This window comes from Bartonella doshiae NCTC 12862 = ATCC 700133, from assembly GCF_000278155.1.
GTDB classification, from domain to species: Bacteria; Pseudomonadota; Alphaproteobacteria; order Rhizobiales; family Rhizobiaceae; genus Bartonella; species Bartonella doshiae.
Genome location: NZ_JH725094.1, coordinates 55,674 through 74,775 on the forward strand (window position 1 = coordinate 55,674; position 19,102 = coordinate 74,775).

Consider the following 19,102-nt stretch of genomic DNA (forward strand, 5'->3'; position numbering starts at 1 on the left):
AGGGACAGAATATGGAAGAAGAGTTTACGCCTGAAGAACAAGCAATCTATGATGAACATTTTGCCAGTGATAATACTGTTGAGTTGGTCGAGCCTGAACAAGTTGAGGAAGTTCTTGAAGCAGAGGAAAGTTCTGAACAACCAGCTGTAGAACCGCTTCAGGAGCAGCCAAATTCTGATGCAAGAGAATCTGATAAACTAGAGCAAGAGCGGCAAGCACGCCAAAAGGCAGAACAAAGCGCCATTGAAGCGCGTGAATTGGCTATTGAACTTGCGCAAAAATATGCCGCAATGCAGGAAGAAATCACGCGCCGCCGTGAAGAAAATGTTCCCTCCCTAGAAGACGATCCAAAAGCACATGTTGCATGGCTTAGTCATAAGGTACAGGAACAACAGAAATTGCTTGATGAGTTTTCTCATATGAGAGAGAGCCAAGAGCGCATGAGTCAAGAGGAATATGAACGCCAAAAGTTAGGGGATTATTTCGAGGAAGCAAAAGCGCAGGTACAAGATAAATATCCAGATTTAGACAGTATCACGGACTATCTCTATGAAAGAGCAGACAATGTTCTACAAGCGCAAGCAAGCCTTTATCCGCAATGGAAAGACCCTGTAGCACGGCAACAGCAAATTGGTGCTGAATTGCGCCAAATATGCCAGCAGTGTCAGAAAGCCGGTATAAATCCAATTGAGGTTTTGGTGCAAAAAGCGAGAGCTTTTGGCTATAGTGGAGCGCCAGTTAAGGATGAAGTGGGAGCTCTTCAAGAGCGAAGTCAAGCAGCGCGTACGCTTACAGCGCGTGGCGGGCAAGTTCCAACAGGTGGTATGGATGTGAGAACGCTTTTTTCCATGCCAGAAGCCGAATTTGCTGTATGGGTTGAGAAAAATCCCGAAAAATTTGAACAAATTATGAGCAGAGCGTGAGATGTGCGTGGTGACGCAACAGAGAGAACCAAGTGATTGTTATCGTTTGGGGGAGCCGCAAGGCAAGTTTTAAAAACCAAGAAAGGCATTGATTGAAATGGCAGTAACACAGGTAAATCTTAATGACCCATTAGCCGTTGGCGTTTGGGCTAAGATGCTAAACACAGAAACTTCAAAAGCGTTGCCCATTGCACCGCTGATGGGAAAAGGCAAAAACAGCATTATTCAAGTATTGGATATGCTAGGAAAATCCGCTGGTGACTCTGTGACGAGTGGATTACGCGTCCAACTTATGGGGGATGGCGTTAGCGAGGGACAAACGCTGGAAGGCAATGAAGAAGCACTCCAATTTATGAATGAAACAGTGCGCATTAACGAGCTTTCTCATGCTGTACGCGTAAAATATGAAGGCACCATTGATCAACAACGTGTTTTATTTAATTTACGAACAGAAGCAAAAGATGGGCTTGTTGATTGGTATGCAGATCGCTTAAGTTTGATGTTCTTCATTCAGGCAGCAGGTTATACAGCACCATGGATTCACTTCGAAGGACGCACCATAACCCTTAAACCCGTACATTATGGTTTTAATGCTCCATTAGAGCCAAGCAAACTGCGTGTTATTCGTGCCAATAAGAAAAAGACTGATGAAGAACTTACAAAAGACGATGTTTTTACATTAGATCTTATAGATAAAGCTGTTGAACGCGCAAAACTTGCAAATCCACGTTTGCGTCCGGTTCGTGTTGATGGAAAATCGGCATATGTGATGTATCTCCACCCAACACAGGTGACCCAATTGCGCACCAATACAAAGAGTGGTCAATGGTTAGACATTACCAAGGCAGCTTATGATGGCTCTGGAGCTAAGAACCCAATTTTTGAGGGCTCTCTGGGGATGTATAACGGTGTCATTTTGCGTGAAGCTGAACATGTCCCCAATGGTATCAATTCAAAGACACAAGAGCCTGTAACATCTGTTCGCCGTGCTGTGTTGCTTGGTGCGCAAAGTGTTATCATGGCTTATGGGCGCGTTGGCAATGGAGCAACAGGAGGTGATGGGAAAGGGGGAACACGCTATAAACTTGTTGAAGAACTGTTTGATTATCAACGTGAATTTGGGGTTGCAGCTAAAACCATTATCGGCATGAAAAAGTCACGCTATACCTTGCCGCACTCTGATCAAGGGGGACAAGACTTTGGTACGATTGTTATCCCTTCTTTTGCTGAAGCAAGCTAATTATTAAAGGATGGCAATTATGGCAGAAAAATCGCTAATTACACAGGAACCTGATGAAACCGTTGAGACTGTTGAACCCGTTGAAACCGTTGGCATGATAGATGAGGGATTGCCACCTGTTTTGCAAGGACGCAACAACTCTACGCAGCAGGTTAGTTTTTTACGGGCGCGTGTTAAATGTACAGACCAAGGGTTGATAACGAAAATTGGTGTTCTACCCCGAGGGGCTTTTATCAAAAGTATTACAGCTTATACCATGGAGGATTTTGAAGATGTAACGGTTACATTTGGAAAAGAGCCTCATGGTAATGATTATGGAGATATAGGGCTTCGGCAATCTACCGATGGCAATCTGTACATACCCATGGAAGAACGAGATGTTCCATTAGAAGCTGAAAATACGATTTACATGACACGAGACAAGAAAAGCACCAAAGGGGATGCTGAGGTGATTGTTGAGTTTTACACCAATCGTTAAAGGCAAGGGGGCGTTTATTGCTTGCGTCCCCCTCCCATACAAGATGCCTCAAGACATTTGGAAGAGGGTGATATGACAATAATAGTACAGACAAGTGGTCCGATTGGAGACAAACAGACTATTGTTCCTCATGATAAAAATTTCATTCAGATGTTAAACGATATTCAGGATGAAATAGATGACCAAACAGATGAATATGTTGATCAAGTTCAAAAGGCGATATTTTCAGCCATTCGATTTTGTGAACGATTGCCTTTTTATTTTAATGAAAGTCGCGAAGTTGTTTTTACTACTCTAAAGGGGAAAAGCCGTTATGGAGCGGACGAAAATCCAGTTATTTCGGCTGCTGTTCGCATTGCTGATGCTTATATTTATGAAGATAATCACAGCAAAGCAAAGCTTTTGCAGGTAGATCCGCTTGTTATTGAGAATCTTGAGAATGATTGTAACCATGGCATGCCTACGCGATACAGTTATTTTGAACAAAAGCTTATTTTGTATCCAACCCCAGAGCGGGTTTATTCTATCAGGCTTATTCTCGATCCTATAAGAATAAAAGATATTGAGAGCGCACAAGAAGCGTCCATATGGTTTCGTGAAGCCTATGAACTGATCAAAACGCGTGCAAAATATGAAATTTATATGAATATTATTAAAGAACCACAGATGGCAGCAGCAGCTTTTGCCATGTTTCAAGAGCAACTAGATGCGCTTCAAATTGAAACATCACGGCGCAAGAATTTGTTAAAAATTCAACACACGGATTTCTGATGACCTTTATCCCTATTGCTGAATATAGACCAGATGTTGCATTTATTAATAGTGGTTATTCCAGTGAGATCGTGAACGTTTTACCTGCACAAAACTCGTATATTCCGTTTCCCATGGTGGCGCCGGTCTCAGATCCTTTTCCGGATGTGATTTTGGGGGTTTATGCTGTGCGCTCATTGGGTGGTGTGCGCATTATTGTGGGGGCACCAACAAAACTTTATGAATATGACAACAGCACGCGCGGCTGGAAAGACATTAGCAAACCTCACACACGATATCACGCCAATGAGACTGCACTTTGGTCTTTTGCCTCCTTTGGTGATCATATCATTGCTGTTAATAGCAATGACCCACCACAAATGCTTTCGTTAAAAACGGATGAAAGGTTTTGTGATTTGAGCGGTAATCCGCCGCGTGCTGGACTTGTGCGTGTGTGGGGTGATTTTGTTTGCCTGATGCAACTAACAGATAAGCCAAACCGTGTGCAGTGGTCCGGTTTGAATGATGCAACCCATTGGACGGTTGGGGAGAAAAGTTGCGATTATCAAGATTTTCCTGATGGTGAATATGTTCAAGGGTCTACGGAATCAACAAATCCACTTATTTTCATGCGCTCCGCTATTTATCACGCAACTTTTGTACCAGGCTCTAAAATTATCTTCAGTTTTGCAAAAATAAAAGACAAAATAGGGGCTAAAAGCAGTATGGCAATTGCAAGCCGTGGAGACTGTACTTTCTTTGCATCTGATGATGGTTTTTATCAAATCAACAGTGCTGGTGAAATGCTTCCTATTGGCTTTGGAAAAGTCGATAAAACTATCTTCACACTTTACAATAACTTTGCCATTGATGAGATGAGGGCATGTATTGATCCGGTCTATTCTCGTGTTTATTTTTCTATCAATGATAACACCGAAGGGATGCATATTTATGTTTATGATTGGCTCTTACAAATATGGAGTGTCATTAAGGGGCAAAACCTTCTCTTATTTCCGCTTTTTGCAGCAGGTTACACATTAGAAGGCTTAGACGAAGTACAAGAGAGCTTGAAAGATTTACCAGCTTCTCTTGATAGTAAAATGTGGCAAAATGGTGCGCCTGTTTTAGGAGCCTTTACGCCAGACAACAAATTTGGTTTTTTTGCAGGTCCTCCGATGGAAGCAGTTATTGCTTCACAAATTGTGGGGGATACGGGCAGGCAAATCAACCTGATGAGTGAGGCTTTTGTTCAAGCGGATACAACAAAAGGTTTTTTAAGTGTTGGGGCGGCTTTTATCATTGATAACAAGAACCAATTAAATTGGGCTAAAGAGCGTTATGCCGGCTATAATATTGGGATGTATAATATCCGCTCACGGGCGCGTTATCACGCCTTGCGTCTGAGAATACCAGAAGGCACGCCATGGACGCATATAACAGGCTTTGATGTAACGCTCAAACCCGCGGGCATAAGATGAATTTTAAGATCTATAATACAGAAAAATGGAGTGCTGAACAAATGGCGCCCTATTTTGAGAATGTCATAAAATCGATAGCTTATTTTAATCAAAAATTCCCTGATGATTATAATACAGAGACCATTTTAAACGATATTTTGAAGGGAGAAAAAGTTCTTTGGATTATCGTTGATGCGCATGAAAACTTTATGGCACACGTCACAACACAGTTACAAGAACTTGTCACTGGAGCATTAAGGGCGGTTATTGTCACCCTTGGTGGAAAGGGAGGAGCGCCCTTAACAAAGCTTATTACTCAGATTGAAGCCTATTACAAGGAAAAAGGGGCAAAAGAGCTTGTCATCATAGGCAGGCGAGGGTGGGAAAAATCTCTTAAATCGCATGGATATTTCGTCAATCTTTTAGAATATAGAAAGCAGCTTTAACATGGGAAAAAGTTCTAAACCAATCCAGAATACCCAAAATACGACGCAAACAAATGCCCCTCCTGAATGGGCAAAAGGTATTTTTGAACACGCAGCTCAAGATGCCATGACTTTTTATAACCAAGGCAGCGGAAAAGCCGTTTATGACGGGCAGCGAGTTGCGGGTTTAAGTGATCAAACAAAGAATGCGATTAATGGGCTTAGCAATAATACGCATAACTATGATAACAATTATTTAAATGGATTAGCCACAGGGCTTTAACAGCTTACTTGTAATCTATTTATATCTGTGTAATAATATACATTATGGATAGATTTGTTGGGATAGGTAAGGCCGCTCAAGTTTTGGGTGTTTCGATTAGCACTTTGCGCCGTTGGGAAGGTGAAGGCAAAATTATTTCTGAGCATACGGCAGGAGGACACCGCCGTTATGACCTATCCAAGCTTAGGCCTGAGCTTTTTCATTCGAGAGAACTGTCACAAAGAAAAACCATTGCTTATGCGCGTGTATCGAGCCATGATCAAAAAGACGATTTAGAGCGACAAAAACAGGTTCTTGAGCTTTATTGCGCAAGCCAAGGTTGGACTTATGAACTCATCTCTGATTTAGGGTCAGGGATGAATTATCGTAAAAAGGGTCTTAAACGTTTATTGGATGCTCTCATTGAAAATGAGATAGGTCGTTTGGTGATTACGCATAAAGATCGTTTATTGCGCTTTGGTGCAGAATTGGTTTTCGCCATTTGCGAAGCCAAACAAGTTGAGGTTGTCATTCTCAATCAGGGGGAAGAAAGCAGTTTTGAAGAAGATTTAGCCAAAGATGTTTTAGAAATTATTACTGTCTTTAGTGCTCGTCTTTATGGAAGTCGTTCGAGAAAAAATCAAAGGTTATTAGAGAATGTTCGTCAAGCTGTAGAGGCATCGCAATGATTGTTGCTCACAAAATAGCTCTAGACTTAAACAATAAGCAACGAAGCTACATGGCTCGAGCCAGTGGTTGCGCGCGCTTTGCTTATAATTGGGCACTGAAGGAATGGCAGCAGCAATATGAAGCATGGAAGAAAGATAATAATTTACCAAAGCCTAATGACTATGCGCTACGTAGACAATTCAATTCTCTAAAACGAGAACAATTTCCATGGATGATGGAAGTTACTAAAAATGCTCCACAAATGGCAATTATTCAATTGGGTGTGGCTTTTAAGAATTTCTTTTCAGGGAGAAGCCGATATCCCACTTTTAGAAAGAAAGGAGTGCACGATCGTTTTACTTTGACCAATGATCAAATACAGTTGCAAGGTTTCAAGATAAGAATTCCCAAACTTGGTTGGGTTCGTCTGCGAGAACAATTGCGATTTCAAGGAAAGATCTTGTCAGCAACCATTAGCCGTAAAGCGGATCGGTGGTTTGTAAGTCTTAGCGTTGAAACAGATAATCAAGAGTCACTGAGCGAGAACCAAGCTATTGTTGGTCTTGATTTGGGCATCAATGCACTTGCAACGCTTTCGACAGGAGAAACCATAGGAGGCGTTAAACCTTATAAGGCTTTGCTAAATCGTTTACGGCGCTTATCACGAAGGCTAAGCCGTAAGCAAAAAGGCTCGAGCAATCGTTATAAGGAGAAACAAAAACTCGCTAAGCTTCATGCACGGATAAGTAATATCAGAACAGATCATTTGCATAAGGTTACAACAGATTTAATTCAGCGTTTTGGTACATTTTGTCTCGAAGATCTTCATGTAAAAGGCTTGCTGAAAAATAAGCATTTATCGCGTGCCCTTGCAGATCAAAGTTTTTTCGAGTTTCGCCGTCAATTGGAATATAAGGCGGCACGTTATGGTCGACAGATTGTTATTGCAGATCGTTGGTATGCGAGCAGTAAGATCTGCCATCATTGCGGATGTAAGATTGAACAATTGCCTCTTAACATACGTGAGTGGAGATGTTCTCATTGTGGTACACACCATAATCGAGACATTAATGCCGCGATTAATTTAAAAAACTTGGCGGTGAGTTCCACCGTATCAGCCTGTGGAGAGGAAGGCTCTGGCCAATGTCCTGTGACTTTGGTGAAACCAGCCTCAAAGAAGCAGGAAATCAACAGTATATTTAATCAGAAATGATCACATTTACATAAGTTTGATAGAACGGCAAAATTCAACAAGCCAAAACTTAAAGAACATGGCTTCAGGGCAACAAATAGGCAATAACCCTTATTTTAATGAAGCGCTTCAAAACACATTAAATAAAGCAACAGACACGATTAACAGTTCACTTTCGGGGGCGGGGCGTTATGGTTCTGGGGCGCATACTGGGGTTTTGGCTGATGAATTGGGGGGCATAGCAACACAAGCTTTATCACAGCAATATAACCAAGATGTCAACAACATGATGAATGCTAATGGTCTCATTGACCAAGCAAACCAAAATCAGTTGGCGGGTGCCAATAACTTCTTTCAAGGTCAAGGTCAGGCAAATCTCAATGCGTTGACGGGAGGGAGTGTGCTTGATGCCAATCATCAACGGCAATTGGATGAAGAGCGGCAAAAATGGGAGCAGCAGAACAATCTTGATTGGGACCAGTTAAGTAAGTTGCTCGCAGCTGGTGGGGCTGTTGCTGGAAATTACGGAACGCAAACAGGACAAAGGACGACATTGACTCCACAGCAAAAACCTAATCCATGGGAGATTGTTGGAAATGTTGGAACTATCCTTGGTACTTTTGCTGGGCTTAGCGACATCAGAGCGAAAGAAAATATCGTGCAAGTGGGGCAGCGAAATGGACACAAACTCTATGAGTATAATTACAAGGGCTATCCAGAGCGCTATCGTGGGGTGATGGCGCAGGATGTTTTGAAGTCAAAACCTGAAGCTGTTTTCTTGCATAAGGCGACAGGCTTTTTGCATGTGGATTATAGCAAGCTTGGCTTTGAGATGGAAAGGGTGCAGTGATGGAACAAGAAAACACAAATTCTCTTTTAAAGTTGTTTGATCCAAAATTTTTGCGTCCCTTGATATATCAGGGTATGTATCAATTGCCAAAGCATTTGTTCGAACAGCTTTCTACGCCTCCAAGCACGCCGTTGGAAGGGCGATACAAGCCAAGTTTTTTAGAACGCGCTGCTTTTAGCACAAACCCTTTTGATGCGAACAATGGGGATAATACTCCACAAAAATTGAGTCCTACAGAGCTTATTCGTGGTTCTCAAGCAGGAGGAGGAGAAGTTGGGAAAAAGACGCCAGCAGAATTGATTATGTCTACGGATGATTTAAAGCGCCAAATGCCTCCATTACCGGATGTTTCAAAGGATACTGTTAAGATACAAGAGGCGCCAGAGCAACAAAAGCATGACTTCTCAGAGCAGGGAGGTGTTGCATCAATGATCCCTCAATCTCCACTTGTTGGGAATATTGATCAGTCTAGTGGGGATGAAGCTGGGCGACAGCAAAAAAATGTGATGGATTATATTGCAGAGATCAACAACAGATCTATGGAAAAAAATCCGCAGGAGAGCAGCCCTGTCAATGAAGAAAAACTTTCTCATACGCCTATTCCAGAAGAAGAACATTTAAAAGCAAATGCTAAGCCCGAACAGGCAACGGATTATGTAAACGCAGTTGGAAATTTTATCCATAAAGATGCAGACCCAAGCAGCTTATGGGAGCGTTTTAGAAAATCAGAATTTTCCGAGCATTTAATGGATTTTTTTGCGGGGCTTGCATCAGGAAAAACACCGCAAGAAAGTTTTTCAAATGCGGCGCTTGTTATGCGGCAGGGCAATAATGTACGTGCTCAAAATAGACCAATTTTTGAGTTTTTACGCTCTAAAGGATATAGTGATAAAGACGCACAAGCCCTTGTGCAATATCCAGATCTTGCCATGAAAGTTATAGGCAACACGTTAAGCCCTCAAGAAGCCTATAGAACATTGACATCAGAAGAAAAGGCAGAGCAGGGATTGCCTGAGGATATGACTTTCCAAGTCTCAACAAGCACAGGGAAAATTATACCTGTCCAAGGAGGACAGCGTTCCACTGCTTCTGGATTAGGGGGGAATACTGATGGCATGCTGTCAAAGCCTGAATCAGGTTATATGTATGTTAAGGACGAAAATGCACTTGGTGGCATACGTGCGGTGCCAATTGCAGGCAGTGGTGCAGAACATAAATTAATCCAAGAACAGAAGGAGGAGGAGCGTAAAAACCAACAAACACAAATGCAAATTCTGGATACAGAGGACAGATCAAATCGTATACTCTCGGCATCTAAAGAATTGCTAAAAACTGTTGAGGAGAACCCGCATGTTACTGGTTTCCTTGGTTATTGGTGGTCATTCATACCTGGTTTTAAGGCAAAAGATTTCGGGCATATGCTTGATTCATTAAAGGCGAATATTGGGATTGATGCCTTGAGAAAAGCAAAAGCATTTTCACCAAATGGCGCATCTGGCTTTGGAAACTTGTCTAATATGGAATTGCAAACCTTGCAAAACTCTGTAGCGGCACTGTATCAAAGCCTTTCCGCAGAGCAAATGAAGAAATCTTTAAAAACCGTTATTGATACTTTCAACAAATCCAATGCAGCAACGCGCGCAATTCTTTTTGGTGGTGCAGATGCAACAAGCGAGCTCGTTCGAGCCGCCTATGGGCAAGATGCTTATAAAAAAAATAATACGCAGTCAAATGATCCAATAGAAAAACAGATAGAAGCATTACCGGAAGGTGTATTGTTTATTGATAGTGATGGACGCATTAAGGAGAAACAAACCAATGGCTGAAGTAATTCCTCCTCTTATTAATCGTAAAAACACAAGAGTCATTGGGCATATAAGTGACTATACACCAGAACAGCTTCAAGAGCTTTTCGCGAAGAATAAGGAAAGGCTAAGTGGTTCTGTTACAGGAAATAATGGTGCAACAGAAGAAGATGGTCCACATCCAAGTGCAGCGGGTGCTTTTGGATGGGGTGCTCTTCACGGGTTAACCATGGGGTATGATGATGAAATAGCTGGAGTATTCGCTTCGGGACCTCTGGGACCTATTAATTATTGGATGGGAGATGAAGAAGCAGTTAAAAAATATAATGAAGTGACAAAGCGATGGCGTGACTATCAAAGAGCGGCGAACCGAGATCAGTTTTATCTATCTCTTGCGGGGAATTTAGCGGGTGCTGCGGCACCCGTAATTGCTTCTGCCCTCTTTCCACCCGCGGCAGGGGCGACTGCTGCTGCTCGTGCGGCAATTGGGGCTGATGTTGTGCTGGGAGGAAGAGCTGGTGTTGCAGGAGCACAAATAACGAGTAAAGCTTTAGCAGCAGGAGAAAGGGCGGTGCAATCTGCTTTAGCAGAGGGTGCGGAACGGGCAGCGGCAAAAGCTGCAGGTGAAGCAGCAATGAAAGCAGTAGCAAGTAAAGAGGCGGCAAAATTTAGCTTGGGGCGTGCAGCAAAAGCTGGAGCCATTTATGGTGGAATAGCAGGCAGTGGTGAGGGGGAAGGGCTTGCAGATACTCTAGTGTCTGCTGGGTTAGGTGCAGGGTTAGGCGTTGCAACACCATTTGTTGCCAGTGGCGTATCAAAAGTGACACCTTTTGTGACAAAATCACTTAAAGCAGCATTGAGAGGACCTATAAGCCCAGCTGAAATGGCAGCAAAAGCAGCGCTAATGCCAGAAAAAGAAGCATTTCAGATAAGCGATAGAGCGCTTAGGGATGTAAGCCAAACTTTAGGGGATGAAGGTGTTGATAAGCTTGAAAGGGCATTAAAACAGCGTGGTCCTGATTCAATGATTATTGATCTTCATGATGGGCTTGCTACAAGAGCTTTTAAGGCAGCAAAAAAAGACCATGATACATATTCGCTCATAAGTAATCGTTTGAATGAAAGACAAGATGCGAGTGCACTGCGGGTAAAGGATGCGTTGACAGATGTGATGGGTCCAAAAGTAGATACGCTTAATTTAAAGCAAGAGATTATCAAACAAGCACAGAAAAAGGCTGAACCATTTTATGAGAGGGCGAAAGCTTCTCCTATTTCTAATGCTGTCAGTAAAGATTTATCGCGGTTGCAAGAAACTCCTGCCTTCCAAAAAGCCTATAAAAAAGCAATTGCGCAAATGCAAAATGAAGCGGATGCAACAGTTATAGGGAGCAATGGATATCCAAAACTGAATATGCGAATTTTACATAAGATGAAAGAGGTTTTGGATGATCAAATTAAATCTGCACGTATCAAAGGAAAATGGGGATATGCTCGAGATTTGACTGATTTCAAGCAACGCATTCTGGACGTTTTGGATACGTCATCTCCAGATTATGCTAAAGCACGGAAAATTTATTATGACGAGCGTACTATCGGTGATGCCTTAGAGCAGGGAAAACAAGCGCTGAAGAAGAGCGTTAATCTCGATACAATCAACAGTCAACTTTCTGGTTTTGGGTTGATGGAAAAAGAGGCTTTTCAAAAAGGGATGCGGTCACAAATAGAGGATGCAGCAGGCAATGCACAGAATTTTGAACACAGTCTTTTGAGTTTGTTTGACACAAAAAATGGTCAAGAAAAATTACGGCAGAGTTTTGGTGAGGACAAAGCCAAGCAACTTATGAAAGTGTTGCGACCAGAAGTGGAAAGAACAAAGCTTTTTGCACGATTGCCAAACCATATGGGTGAAGTAGAAGAAAAGACAATAGAACAAGCGGTGAGTGTAGGAAAGATTGGTCTTATCAAGGCAGCCATGAAAACTTTTGCAAGGGAATGGGGACGCAAACTCTCAAGCGTCAATAAAGATACTGAGAGAGATATTGCAGCGCTTATAACAGCGCGGGAAAAAGGAGATTTTGGGTTAGCAAGAGAAAAAGCCGTTGAATTAATTAAGAAGTTTCATGAAGCAGAAAAGAAACGCTTAATAACAAAAGAAGATCACACAAAATTCTTCAATTTTATTGGAATTATTTTGAACAGCAGTGCTGATAGAACGGTTATAAACTAATGATCAATTTTCATCCCAATGTGAAGCGTGCTATTTCACAGGCAGCACAAAAATATGGTTTGCCAGAAAGCTTTCTTGAACGTGTTGCTATGATAGAAAGTAATGGTAATCCAAATGCAAAAAATAAGAACAGCAGTGCGGGAGGGCTGTATCAATTTTTAGATTCAACAGCAAAGCAATATCAACTCAATAACAAGTTTGATCCCTTTCAAGCAACTGATGCTATGGCACGGTTAACGAAGGATAATACGCGTTATTTAGCTACAGCATTAGGCAGAGAGCCATCAGAGGCAGAGCTTTACCTCGCACACCAACAAGGACCAGCAGGGGCAGTAAAGCTTATCAAAAATCCACATATTCCAGCAAGCCAGCTTTTAGGTCGACAGGCAGTCACACTCAACGGTGGCAACATAGAAGCTACAGCAGGGGATTTTATGAATCATATTTATGGGCTTTATAATAAAACGGGAGATGCTTTGAAGAGAACGATACAGCAAAACCAAAGCAATGGACAAGCGGCACCAAACGAGGTGGGTCCTTTTCGTGGGTTTGAGAGGCTTCAAAAGACAATTCAAGGTCATCAAGGGGGTCAAGGTGATCAAGGGGGCAACCAATTGATGGCATATGACACGCCATTCCCAAACAGAATGATGGCACCTGAAAGCGGAGACAATTTAACAGGACAGATTATGGAAACCACACCATTACAAGCACAGGGCATTGATGCAGGTGCTCTTAAAAAGGGCTTTTCCGGCTTGCTTCATTTAATGAGAGAGAATGGAGAAAGACAAAAACAGCAGGCACAGATGGTACAGCAACAAATGTTACAGCAACCAGTCATGGCGGGTTTCTCACAATCGACGGGGCGCCCGACAGATTTAACAGCTCTCATTGATCCCTCTAGGCGGCAATCTGTTGGTTCCTATGGGCGGCAAAAAGAAGAGCAATTGCGCGAAGAGCTATTAAGAAGAACGGGGGCTTATCATGTCTGATATTTATGACTGGTCACTCACAGCTGATCAAAATGCCAATTCCGATAGTATGATTAATTGGGCAGAAGGGCAGCCACCTAGTTCTGTCAATGATAGTGCGCGGGTCATGATGCAGCGTATACGTGAATATCTTGCCGATAATGGTGGTTCTCTTGACTCAAAGTTTATTGTGAATGCAAAGGAACAAACAACATCAATCACGTTGACGACGGTGTCACCGATAGCGAAATATAAAAACGATATCATTATCCGTTTTAAGGCGCGTGGTATGAATATTGGCACGACAACAATAAACATGAATAGTATGGGAGCAAAGCCACTCTATAAAGCCACTAGCACGGGGATAGTACCATTGACAGGCGGTGAGTTACAAACAGGGGGCATTTATGAAATAGTCTATAATGATGGCGCATCAACAAAAGGTCTTGAGGGCTGGTATCTTTTAAATCCTACCCCCATTCCACCACCAAAGTTCGAAACCTTTCCTTCAGGGTTTATTGCAACTTTTGCTATGCAAGAAATCCCAAACGGTTGGCTTTTATGTGATGGTGCTACTTATGAACGCAAAGATTATCCGCAATTGTTCAAAGCGATAGGCGATCAATGGGGAAAAGACAGCGATACAACCTTTAAAGTTCCAGATTTTAGAGGAATGTTTTTGCGCGGCTTTGATGATGGTCGTGGTTTAGATCAAAATAGAGACTTCGCAGAGGTGCAAAAAGACAGCATTAAATCTCATACACATGCTTGTACCATTGAAGAGGCAGGTCAACATACGCATAAGCATGATTATTCTACGGTTACAAGAGTTGGCCAAATAGGTGGCAAAAATCCTGCTTTTGGTAATTCATATTATACAAAAGATACACAACCTGCTGGAGTGCACACGCATAAGGTAACGATTTCTTCAACGGGCGATGCAGAAACACGCCCTGTTAATGTACCGGTTGTTTATGCCATAAAATCATAAGGTTTTCAGATGATCAATAATCCGTCTGCTATTGATGATATTGCGGACGCGGAGCAAATCCGCGTCCTTTTTTATGCAAGCAATCGAATGGTTCATGCACCCTTAAATAAGGTGCTTGATCTCGTCAAAAGCGACATACATCATGATCTTTTAAGCGCTTTGGCAGAATATAAAGAAGCGACAGATAAACGCATAGAGATCATGCAAAAACTTATTGATGAATTGCAGTCCTCTCTCTCACACAACAAGACAACGAACTGATTAAGGAATGAAACGCGATGCCATTACCCTATCACACACATATATTTAAGCTTGAACCAGCAACAAAAGAAGAAGTCAAAGAAGGTGTTTTAGATAGTAAGGCTCTTGCACCAGTTTCAGTGGGGAGTGCAGCGGCTTATGAGGTAGAATATTTTGCGAGTGCAGCTCAAGGAAAGAAAGCTGATGATGCGGTTGCAAAGAGAGATATTGGAGCCCTTGCTTACAAAAATAAGGTCACAATTCACGATATTGAAGCAAGTGGTGAAGCTTGTGAGAATACGATTTTATCAGGCGCTGGCTGGGTAAAAATATCGCCTTTAGGGATTGGCGATATGAAGGCTGCTACATATGACCCCGACAATGTGGGTGCAAATGCATTTTCTATGGAAAATATGCACGAGGGTCCTACCAAAAAGATCTTAACCATAGAGGAAAGATCAAAGCTACGATGGTTGAGTTCTACGCAGCCAACGATGGAAAAATGGCGGAGGGGAGATGAAGGTGTTTATTATCCCATATCTCCGGTAGATCTCAAAAATACCATTCGTTATTTTGTAGGCTCAAAGTCTGTTGGTATGTCAAGATTGGTCTATGATCCAGATAAAATAGAAAAAGATGCCTTTGATATGGAGAATATGAAAGAGGGGAATACGCATCTTATTTTAACCCCTCAAGAACGTGCACAGGTTGCAAAAATTGATAAAATTGAAGATGTGGCACAATACGCACAGGAAAGCGCACAACAAGGGCTTTATGCAGCAAGTGAGGCAAAGAGTATTGGGAGTGCTGCATTAAATACAGCGAAAGATGCGCAAGATCACGCTGTAGATGCGAAAAATACCGCTGAGTCCGCACAAAAAACAGGGGACAGGGCACAAGCTGTGGCAAGTGTCGCACAAGAAACAGCGGATAGTGTACAGAAAAAAGTTGATCTCATTCAACCTCTTGCAAAACAAGACTGGATTGATGGCACAAAAACAGTTGATGCTCTTATCTCACCAGCCAAACTGATGGCTTCAATCAAAGCAAATAGTAGCAATAGCAGCGGCGGTGGCAACAATGGTGGTGGGGTTAGAAAACCTGTTGAAATTCTGATGACAGAAAGCGGAGATATTCCATTGCCTGATGGTATTACTGCTGACACCGATATCGAAGTATGGGCTTGGGGCGGTGGTGGTGGTGGCGTTAAGGATGGCGGCGGCGGCGGCGGTCAATGCGTGCATGTTAAAATGAAAGGTTCGGATTTAGATAAATTAAAAACAGCTTACATTGGTCGTGGTGGTAAAGGCAATGACAGTAACATTTTATGCAATGGTGGTAGAACAATGATCAAAGGGCTTGTTACTGCAGAAGGAGGATATTCCGTCTCCATGATTTTTGTTAACTTTGGAGGGAAAGGTGGCGATGGAGGAGGAAACAGGGAGGGCAGCAGTGGTGAAAGCTTTATTTTTTCTGGTGGGAATGGTGGAGGAAGTGGAATAGACGGCAAGAGAGCTGGTACCGGTGGAAGTTCTTTTCTTGGCGGCGGCGGAGGTGGTGGCGGTCAATGTAAGGGTTCTACCATGGGGCAGGGTGGTGAGAGCTACAAAGGTGGTAGAGGTGGTCGTGGCGGCAATGGAGCTGGCGGTGGCGGCGGGGGATATTTCGATGGGAAATCCGGAGGCGACAAAATTGGCGGCGATGGCGGTGACGGAGCAGTACTCATAAAGGTATATTTATAAGGTGAATTGAACAATGGTACGGAAAATAAGTAAAGACTGTTTATACTGTTTAAAAAAGTGGGAAGGTTTGCGCTTGCAGGCTTATCAAGATGCTTCTGGCATATGGACGATTGGTTATGGTCATACGAAAAAAGCCGGTCAACCAACAGTTGTTGAGGGTATGGTGATTACGGAAAAAAAAGCCGAAGCTATGCTTTTAGCAGATTTGCAGCAATATGAGAGAGCGGTAGAAAAAGCAGTTTGTGTGAATTTAAGCGACGAGCAGTTCGGCGCTCTTGTTTCCTTTTGTTATAATGTAGGTATTGCAGCTTTCCAAAACTCTACACTACTTAAAAGGCTTAATCGGGGGGATTATGAAGCTGTACCAACTGAATTGCAGAAATGGACTAAGGCGGGAGGCAAACGTTTACAAGGTCTTGTACACCGGCGTGTCGCAGAGGCAGGGCTATGGGCTAAAGGGGCTTATGTTTCCTCCAATTATCAAACAGTCGAAATGCAAGCACCAACGGGGGTTTTCAAAGCAGAAGCTCTTGCACCGATTATTGGTTCTTTTTCTGGGCTTGGAGGCTTGTTAGCAGGAAACGGTCCGATTCAATGGGCTTTGGCAACCATTATGGTTTTAGCCGCATGCGCGGGTGTTTTCTTTGTTGCTAAACGCTTTCAGGAGCACCGTCTATGATCTTATGGATGAAAAGAAATCTGATGATAACAGGCGCGGCTTTAGCCGCTTTTTTTATTGCCTTAGCTAGAGCCTTTACCCTTGGAAAAAAGGTTGAACAACAAAAGCAAACAGAAAGTGCTTTAAAGGAAGCAACAGCACGGCTTGAGGTAGAAAATGAAATTAACAAAAAAAGTGATGCTGATGTGCGTGCTGCTCTCTCTGATTGGTTGCGCGACAAATAAATACGCTTCTTCTTGTGTTGGTTGGTTACCCATTTATGTAAGCCGGAAAGATCTTATTGTTATCAGTTCGAACTTAGCAAGAGAGATCTTAAAGCATAACAAGCAGGGTGAATACTTGTGTGGGTGGCAACATGTCCAGAAAAAAAACTGAAAAACACATAGAGCTTACAGAAGCAGAAAAAGAAATGCTTCAGGAAATGATACTTACCTACCAAAGTGTAAAAATGATGTCTCGCTTGATAAAGTGGATAGTATTTTTTCTTTTTTTGCTTATCCTTGATTTTGCACGCCTCATGGATGCGCTAGATAATATCTTCGCCCATTTAAAACAATGGTTCTCAAAAAATTAGCCCTACCCATACCTCTCCTTAAAATATGAAAGCCTATGTTTAATATACCTAGCACAATTAGATTCTTAAAGACTGTTCAGAATGATGATGTGATCTTAACACAAGATCCACTCTTAACTTCAGAAAAGAATCTCCAATGGCAAAAAATCTTTAATGATTTGCTCGTGAGTGGATACATGAATGGTAAAAAGAGAAAGAATAAAAAAGCAAATCTCGATATTAGTTTTCAGAAAGATATTATTGATTTCACTGATATTGATGCAGTTGAACAGCGTATAGAATCAATCAATTATTACTTATCAGATTGTTTACTCAAGGACGACTTTGATTACTGTTACATCAGGAGATGTTCCACTCCTAGTCATTTTAATGATTTTTATTTTGGAGCAAAAGCAGATGGTAGTTGTTTTCTTTTGCACAAAGCAAGCGAGAAATACTGTAATATTTTTTATTCTAAAGTTGTGAAAAGGAGTTATGTTTAGATGCTAACACCATTTGGTAAAACCTTACGCAAACTCCGCATTGATCATTCAGAACGCCTTTTAGATATGGCTAAAAATTAGATATATCTGTAGCATTTTTATCTTCTGTCGAGATTGGCAAAAAGTCTGTTCCTGTAGGGCTGGAGGAAAAGATTATAGAGTTTTACGCTTTAGACCAAAAGATAGCATGTCTCTTAAGAAAAGAGGCTGATGTTTGCCGCAAGAGTTTTACAATAAAGCCTTCTAATCCGTTGAGTCGTGAAATTGTTGGCATGTTTGTTAGAAATTTACATAATCTTTCACAACAGGATTTAGCAGAATTTAAAAAATTATTAGAGAAAGTTAGCAAACAAGCATGCGCTTTGTAGAAGCATGTTCGAGAATCCTATTCCCGAACCTTTATTTACGAATCCCGCACCTTGAAAAAACACACATAAAATCAATAAGTTATAGCACGACAAAAGTGCTGTGGCGGAGGGGGTGGGATTCGAACCCACGGTACAGTCTCCTGCACGCCGGTTTTCAAGACCGGTGCCTTAAACCGCTCGGCCACCCCTCCAAACTGAATATGCTTTCTTACAAAGTTCTTGCAAAAGGTCAATCATTTAAATGTGTTTCTAAATGTTTTTAATAAAATTATTTGCAAGCGAATCAAAAATAATTCCTAATCCACCTTTTATTCGAGAATTTCTTCTTAAATCAGCCATTTTATGGGTGTGGGAAACTGTATTTCGCACATCTAAAACACTAACGAAAAGCTAAATCATTTCTAGAAAATTCTGATATACTAAAAAACTCTGATTCGCAAAAATTAGAGCAGAGTATTGGAAAAGCCATTTATTCATTTTGAATTCTTCATAATATGAAGAATCAATAACTTAATATGAATATAAATTATATGGTGGGCGATGAGAGACTCGAACTCCCGACATCCTCGGTGTAAACGAGGCGCTCTACCAGCTGAGCTAATCGCCCAATGTAATGATCAGCAACTGAATGGGCAAACCTTTAAGGAATTTTTTTTCCAAACGCAAGAATAAAGATGTTGTTAGATAATTTTTTTGAAAAAATGTATAAGCCTGCTTGACATAAACGAATGAACCCCTTACACGACCGTTTATACCAATTAAATTGGTTCTAGAGAA

Annotated in this window: 21 protein-coding genes, 2 tRNA genes and 1 pseudogene; 22 read left to right on the forward strand and 2 right to left on the reverse strand. The window is 41.9% G+C overall.

Translation table 11 applies throughout. From position 1 onward, the window contains the following. Positions 1-11 precede the first annotated feature (11 nt). The 22 genes and pseudogenes from MCS_RS00285 (at position 12) to MCS_RS08595 (ending at position 18,325) form a co-directional block, all read left to right on the forward strand. Complete coding sequence (locus tag MCS_RS00285; RefSeq protein ID WP_004854261.1) at positions 12-923, forward strand: hypothetical protein; 912 nt, start codon at positions 12-14, stop codon at positions 921-923. Positions 924-1,020: 97 nt separating this feature from the next. Continuing rightward, a complete protein-coding gene (locus tag MCS_RS00290; protein WP_004854263.1) occupies positions 1,021-2,163 on the forward strand; it encodes a N4-gp56 family major capsid protein in 1,143 nt (380 codons plus the stop codon). A 19-nt stretch (positions 2,164-2,182) separates the two neighbouring features. Then, the gene (locus tag MCS_RS00295; RefSeq protein ID WP_004854264.1) at positions 2,183-2,641 is read left to right on the forward strand and encodes a hypothetical protein; all 459 of its coding nucleotides are present in this window, start codon (positions 2,183-2,185) and stop codon (positions 2,639-2,641) included. Between the two features lie 72 nt (positions 2,642-2,713). Continuing rightward, a complete protein-coding gene (locus tag MCS_RS00300; RefSeq protein WP_004854267.1) occupies positions 2,714-3,412 on the forward strand; it encodes a phage adaptor protein in 699 nt (232 codons plus the stop codon). Then, positions 3,412-4,869 carry a hypothetical protein gene (locus MCS_RS00305; protein WP_004854268.1) on the forward strand — a complete coding sequence of 486 codons (1,458 nt, stop codon included), beginning with the start codon at positions 3,412-3,414 and terminating at the stop codon, positions 4,867-4,869. The genes MCS_RS00300 and MCS_RS00305 overlap by 1 nt, the downstream gene beginning before the upstream one ends. Positions 4,870-4,910: 41 nt before the next feature. Beyond that, positions 4,911-5,294: a hypothetical protein gene (locus MCS_RS00310; RefSeq protein WP_004854271.1), complete on the forward strand. Its 384-nt coding sequence runs from the start codon at positions 4,911-4,913 to the stop codon at positions 5,292-5,294. 1 nt (position 5,295) lies between these two features. Continuing rightward, on the forward strand, positions 5,296-5,556 hold the full coding sequence (locus MCS_RS00315) for a hypothetical protein (protein WP_004854272.1): 261 nt from the start codon (positions 5,296-5,298) through the stop codon (positions 5,554-5,556). A 44-nt stretch (positions 5,557-5,600) separates the two neighbouring features. Continuing rightward, on the forward strand, positions 5,601-6,224 hold the full coding sequence (locus MCS_RS00320; protein ID WP_004854276.1) for an IS607 family transposase: 624 nt from the start codon (positions 5,601-5,603) through the stop codon (positions 6,222-6,224). Then, positions 6,221-7,417 (forward strand): RNA-guided endonuclease InsQ/TnpB family protein, encoded by a 1,197-nt coding sequence (locus MCS_RS00325; RefSeq protein ID WP_004854278.1) that lies wholly within the window; start codon positions 6,221-6,223, stop codon positions 7,415-7,417. Before MCS_RS00320 ends, MCS_RS00325 begins: the two co-directional genes overlap by 4 nt. Before the next feature lie 16 nt (positions 7,418-7,433). Then, entirely contained in the window at positions 7,434-8,246 is an 813-nt protein-coding gene (locus tag MCS_RS00330) for a tail fiber domain-containing protein (protein ID WP_245256363.1), read from the forward strand. Next, entirely contained in the window at positions 8,246-10,072 is a 1,827-nt protein-coding gene (locus tag MCS_RS00335; protein WP_004854281.1) for a hypothetical protein, read from the forward strand. Before MCS_RS00330 ends, MCS_RS00335 begins: the two co-directional genes overlap by 1 nt. Next, positions 10,065-12,278 carry a hypothetical protein gene (locus MCS_RS00340; protein WP_004854282.1) on the forward strand — a complete coding sequence of 738 codons (2,214 nt, stop codon included), beginning with the start codon at positions 10,065-10,067 and terminating at the stop codon, positions 12,276-12,278. The genes MCS_RS00335 and MCS_RS00340 overlap by 8 nt, the downstream gene beginning before the upstream one ends. Beyond that, a complete protein-coding gene (locus tag MCS_RS00345) occupies positions 12,278-13,270 on the forward strand; it encodes a transglycosylase SLT domain-containing protein (protein WP_004854285.1) in 993 nt (330 codons plus the stop codon). The genes MCS_RS00340 and MCS_RS00345 overlap by 1 nt, the downstream gene beginning before the upstream one ends. Continuing rightward, positions 13,263-14,240, forward strand: coding sequence for a tail fiber protein (locus MCS_RS00350; RefSeq protein WP_004854286.1), 978 nt, complete (start codon positions 13,263-13,265; stop codon positions 14,238-14,240). The genes MCS_RS00345 and MCS_RS00350 overlap by 8 nt, the downstream gene beginning before the upstream one ends. Before the next feature lie 9 nt (positions 14,241-14,249). Then, entirely contained in the window at positions 14,250-14,501 is a 252-nt protein-coding gene (locus tag MCS_RS00355) for a hypothetical protein (protein ID WP_004854288.1), read from the forward strand. 17 nt (positions 14,502-14,518) lie between these two features. Continuing rightward, positions 14,519-16,222: a hypothetical protein gene (locus MCS_RS08805; RefSeq protein ID WP_004854290.1), complete on the forward strand. Its 1,704-nt coding sequence runs from the start codon at positions 14,519-14,521 to the stop codon at positions 16,220-16,222. Between the two features lie 13 nt (positions 16,223-16,235). Further along, positions 16,236-16,901: a lysozyme gene (locus tag MCS_RS00365; RefSeq protein ID WP_004854291.1), complete on the forward strand. Its 666-nt coding sequence runs from the start codon at positions 16,236-16,238 to the stop codon at positions 16,899-16,901. After that, the gene (locus MCS_RS00370; protein WP_004854293.1) at positions 16,898-17,125 is read left to right on the forward strand and encodes a hypothetical protein; all 228 of its coding nucleotides are present in this window, start codon (positions 16,898-16,900) and stop codon (positions 17,123-17,125) included. Before MCS_RS00365 ends, MCS_RS00370 begins: the two co-directional genes overlap by 4 nt. Next, positions 17,058-17,276 carry a hypothetical protein gene (locus MCS_RS08890; protein ID WP_035452328.1) on the forward strand — a complete coding sequence of 73 codons (219 nt, stop codon included), beginning with the start codon at positions 17,058-17,060 and terminating at the stop codon, positions 17,274-17,276. The genes MCS_RS00370 and MCS_RS08890 overlap by 68 nt, the downstream gene beginning before the upstream one ends. Further along, complete coding sequence (locus tag MCS_RS08560; RefSeq protein WP_004854294.1) at positions 17,257-17,475, forward strand: hypothetical protein; 219 nt, start codon at positions 17,257-17,259, stop codon at positions 17,473-17,475. Before MCS_RS08890 ends, MCS_RS08560 begins: the two co-directional genes overlap by 20 nt. A 35-nt stretch (positions 17,476-17,510) precedes the next feature. After that, positions 17,511-17,957 carry a hypothetical protein gene (locus tag MCS_RS00385; protein ID WP_004854298.1) on the forward strand — a complete coding sequence of 149 codons (447 nt, stop codon included), beginning with the start codon at positions 17,511-17,513 and terminating at the stop codon, positions 17,955-17,957. Continuing rightward, a pseudogene (locus MCS_RS08595) lies at positions 17,958-18,325 on the forward strand (XRE family transcriptional regulator). It abuts the gene before it with no gap. 101 nt (positions 18,326-18,426) lie between these two features. On the opposite strand, the gene MCS_RS00395 reads toward MCS_RS08595, so the two are convergent. Beyond that, positions 18,427-18,516, reverse strand: a tRNA-Ser gene (locus MCS_RS00395). Positions 18,517-18,856: 340 nt separating this feature from the next. After that, positions 18,857-18,932, reverse strand: a tRNA-Val gene (locus MCS_RS00400). Positions 18,933-19,102: the final 170 nt, after the last annotated feature.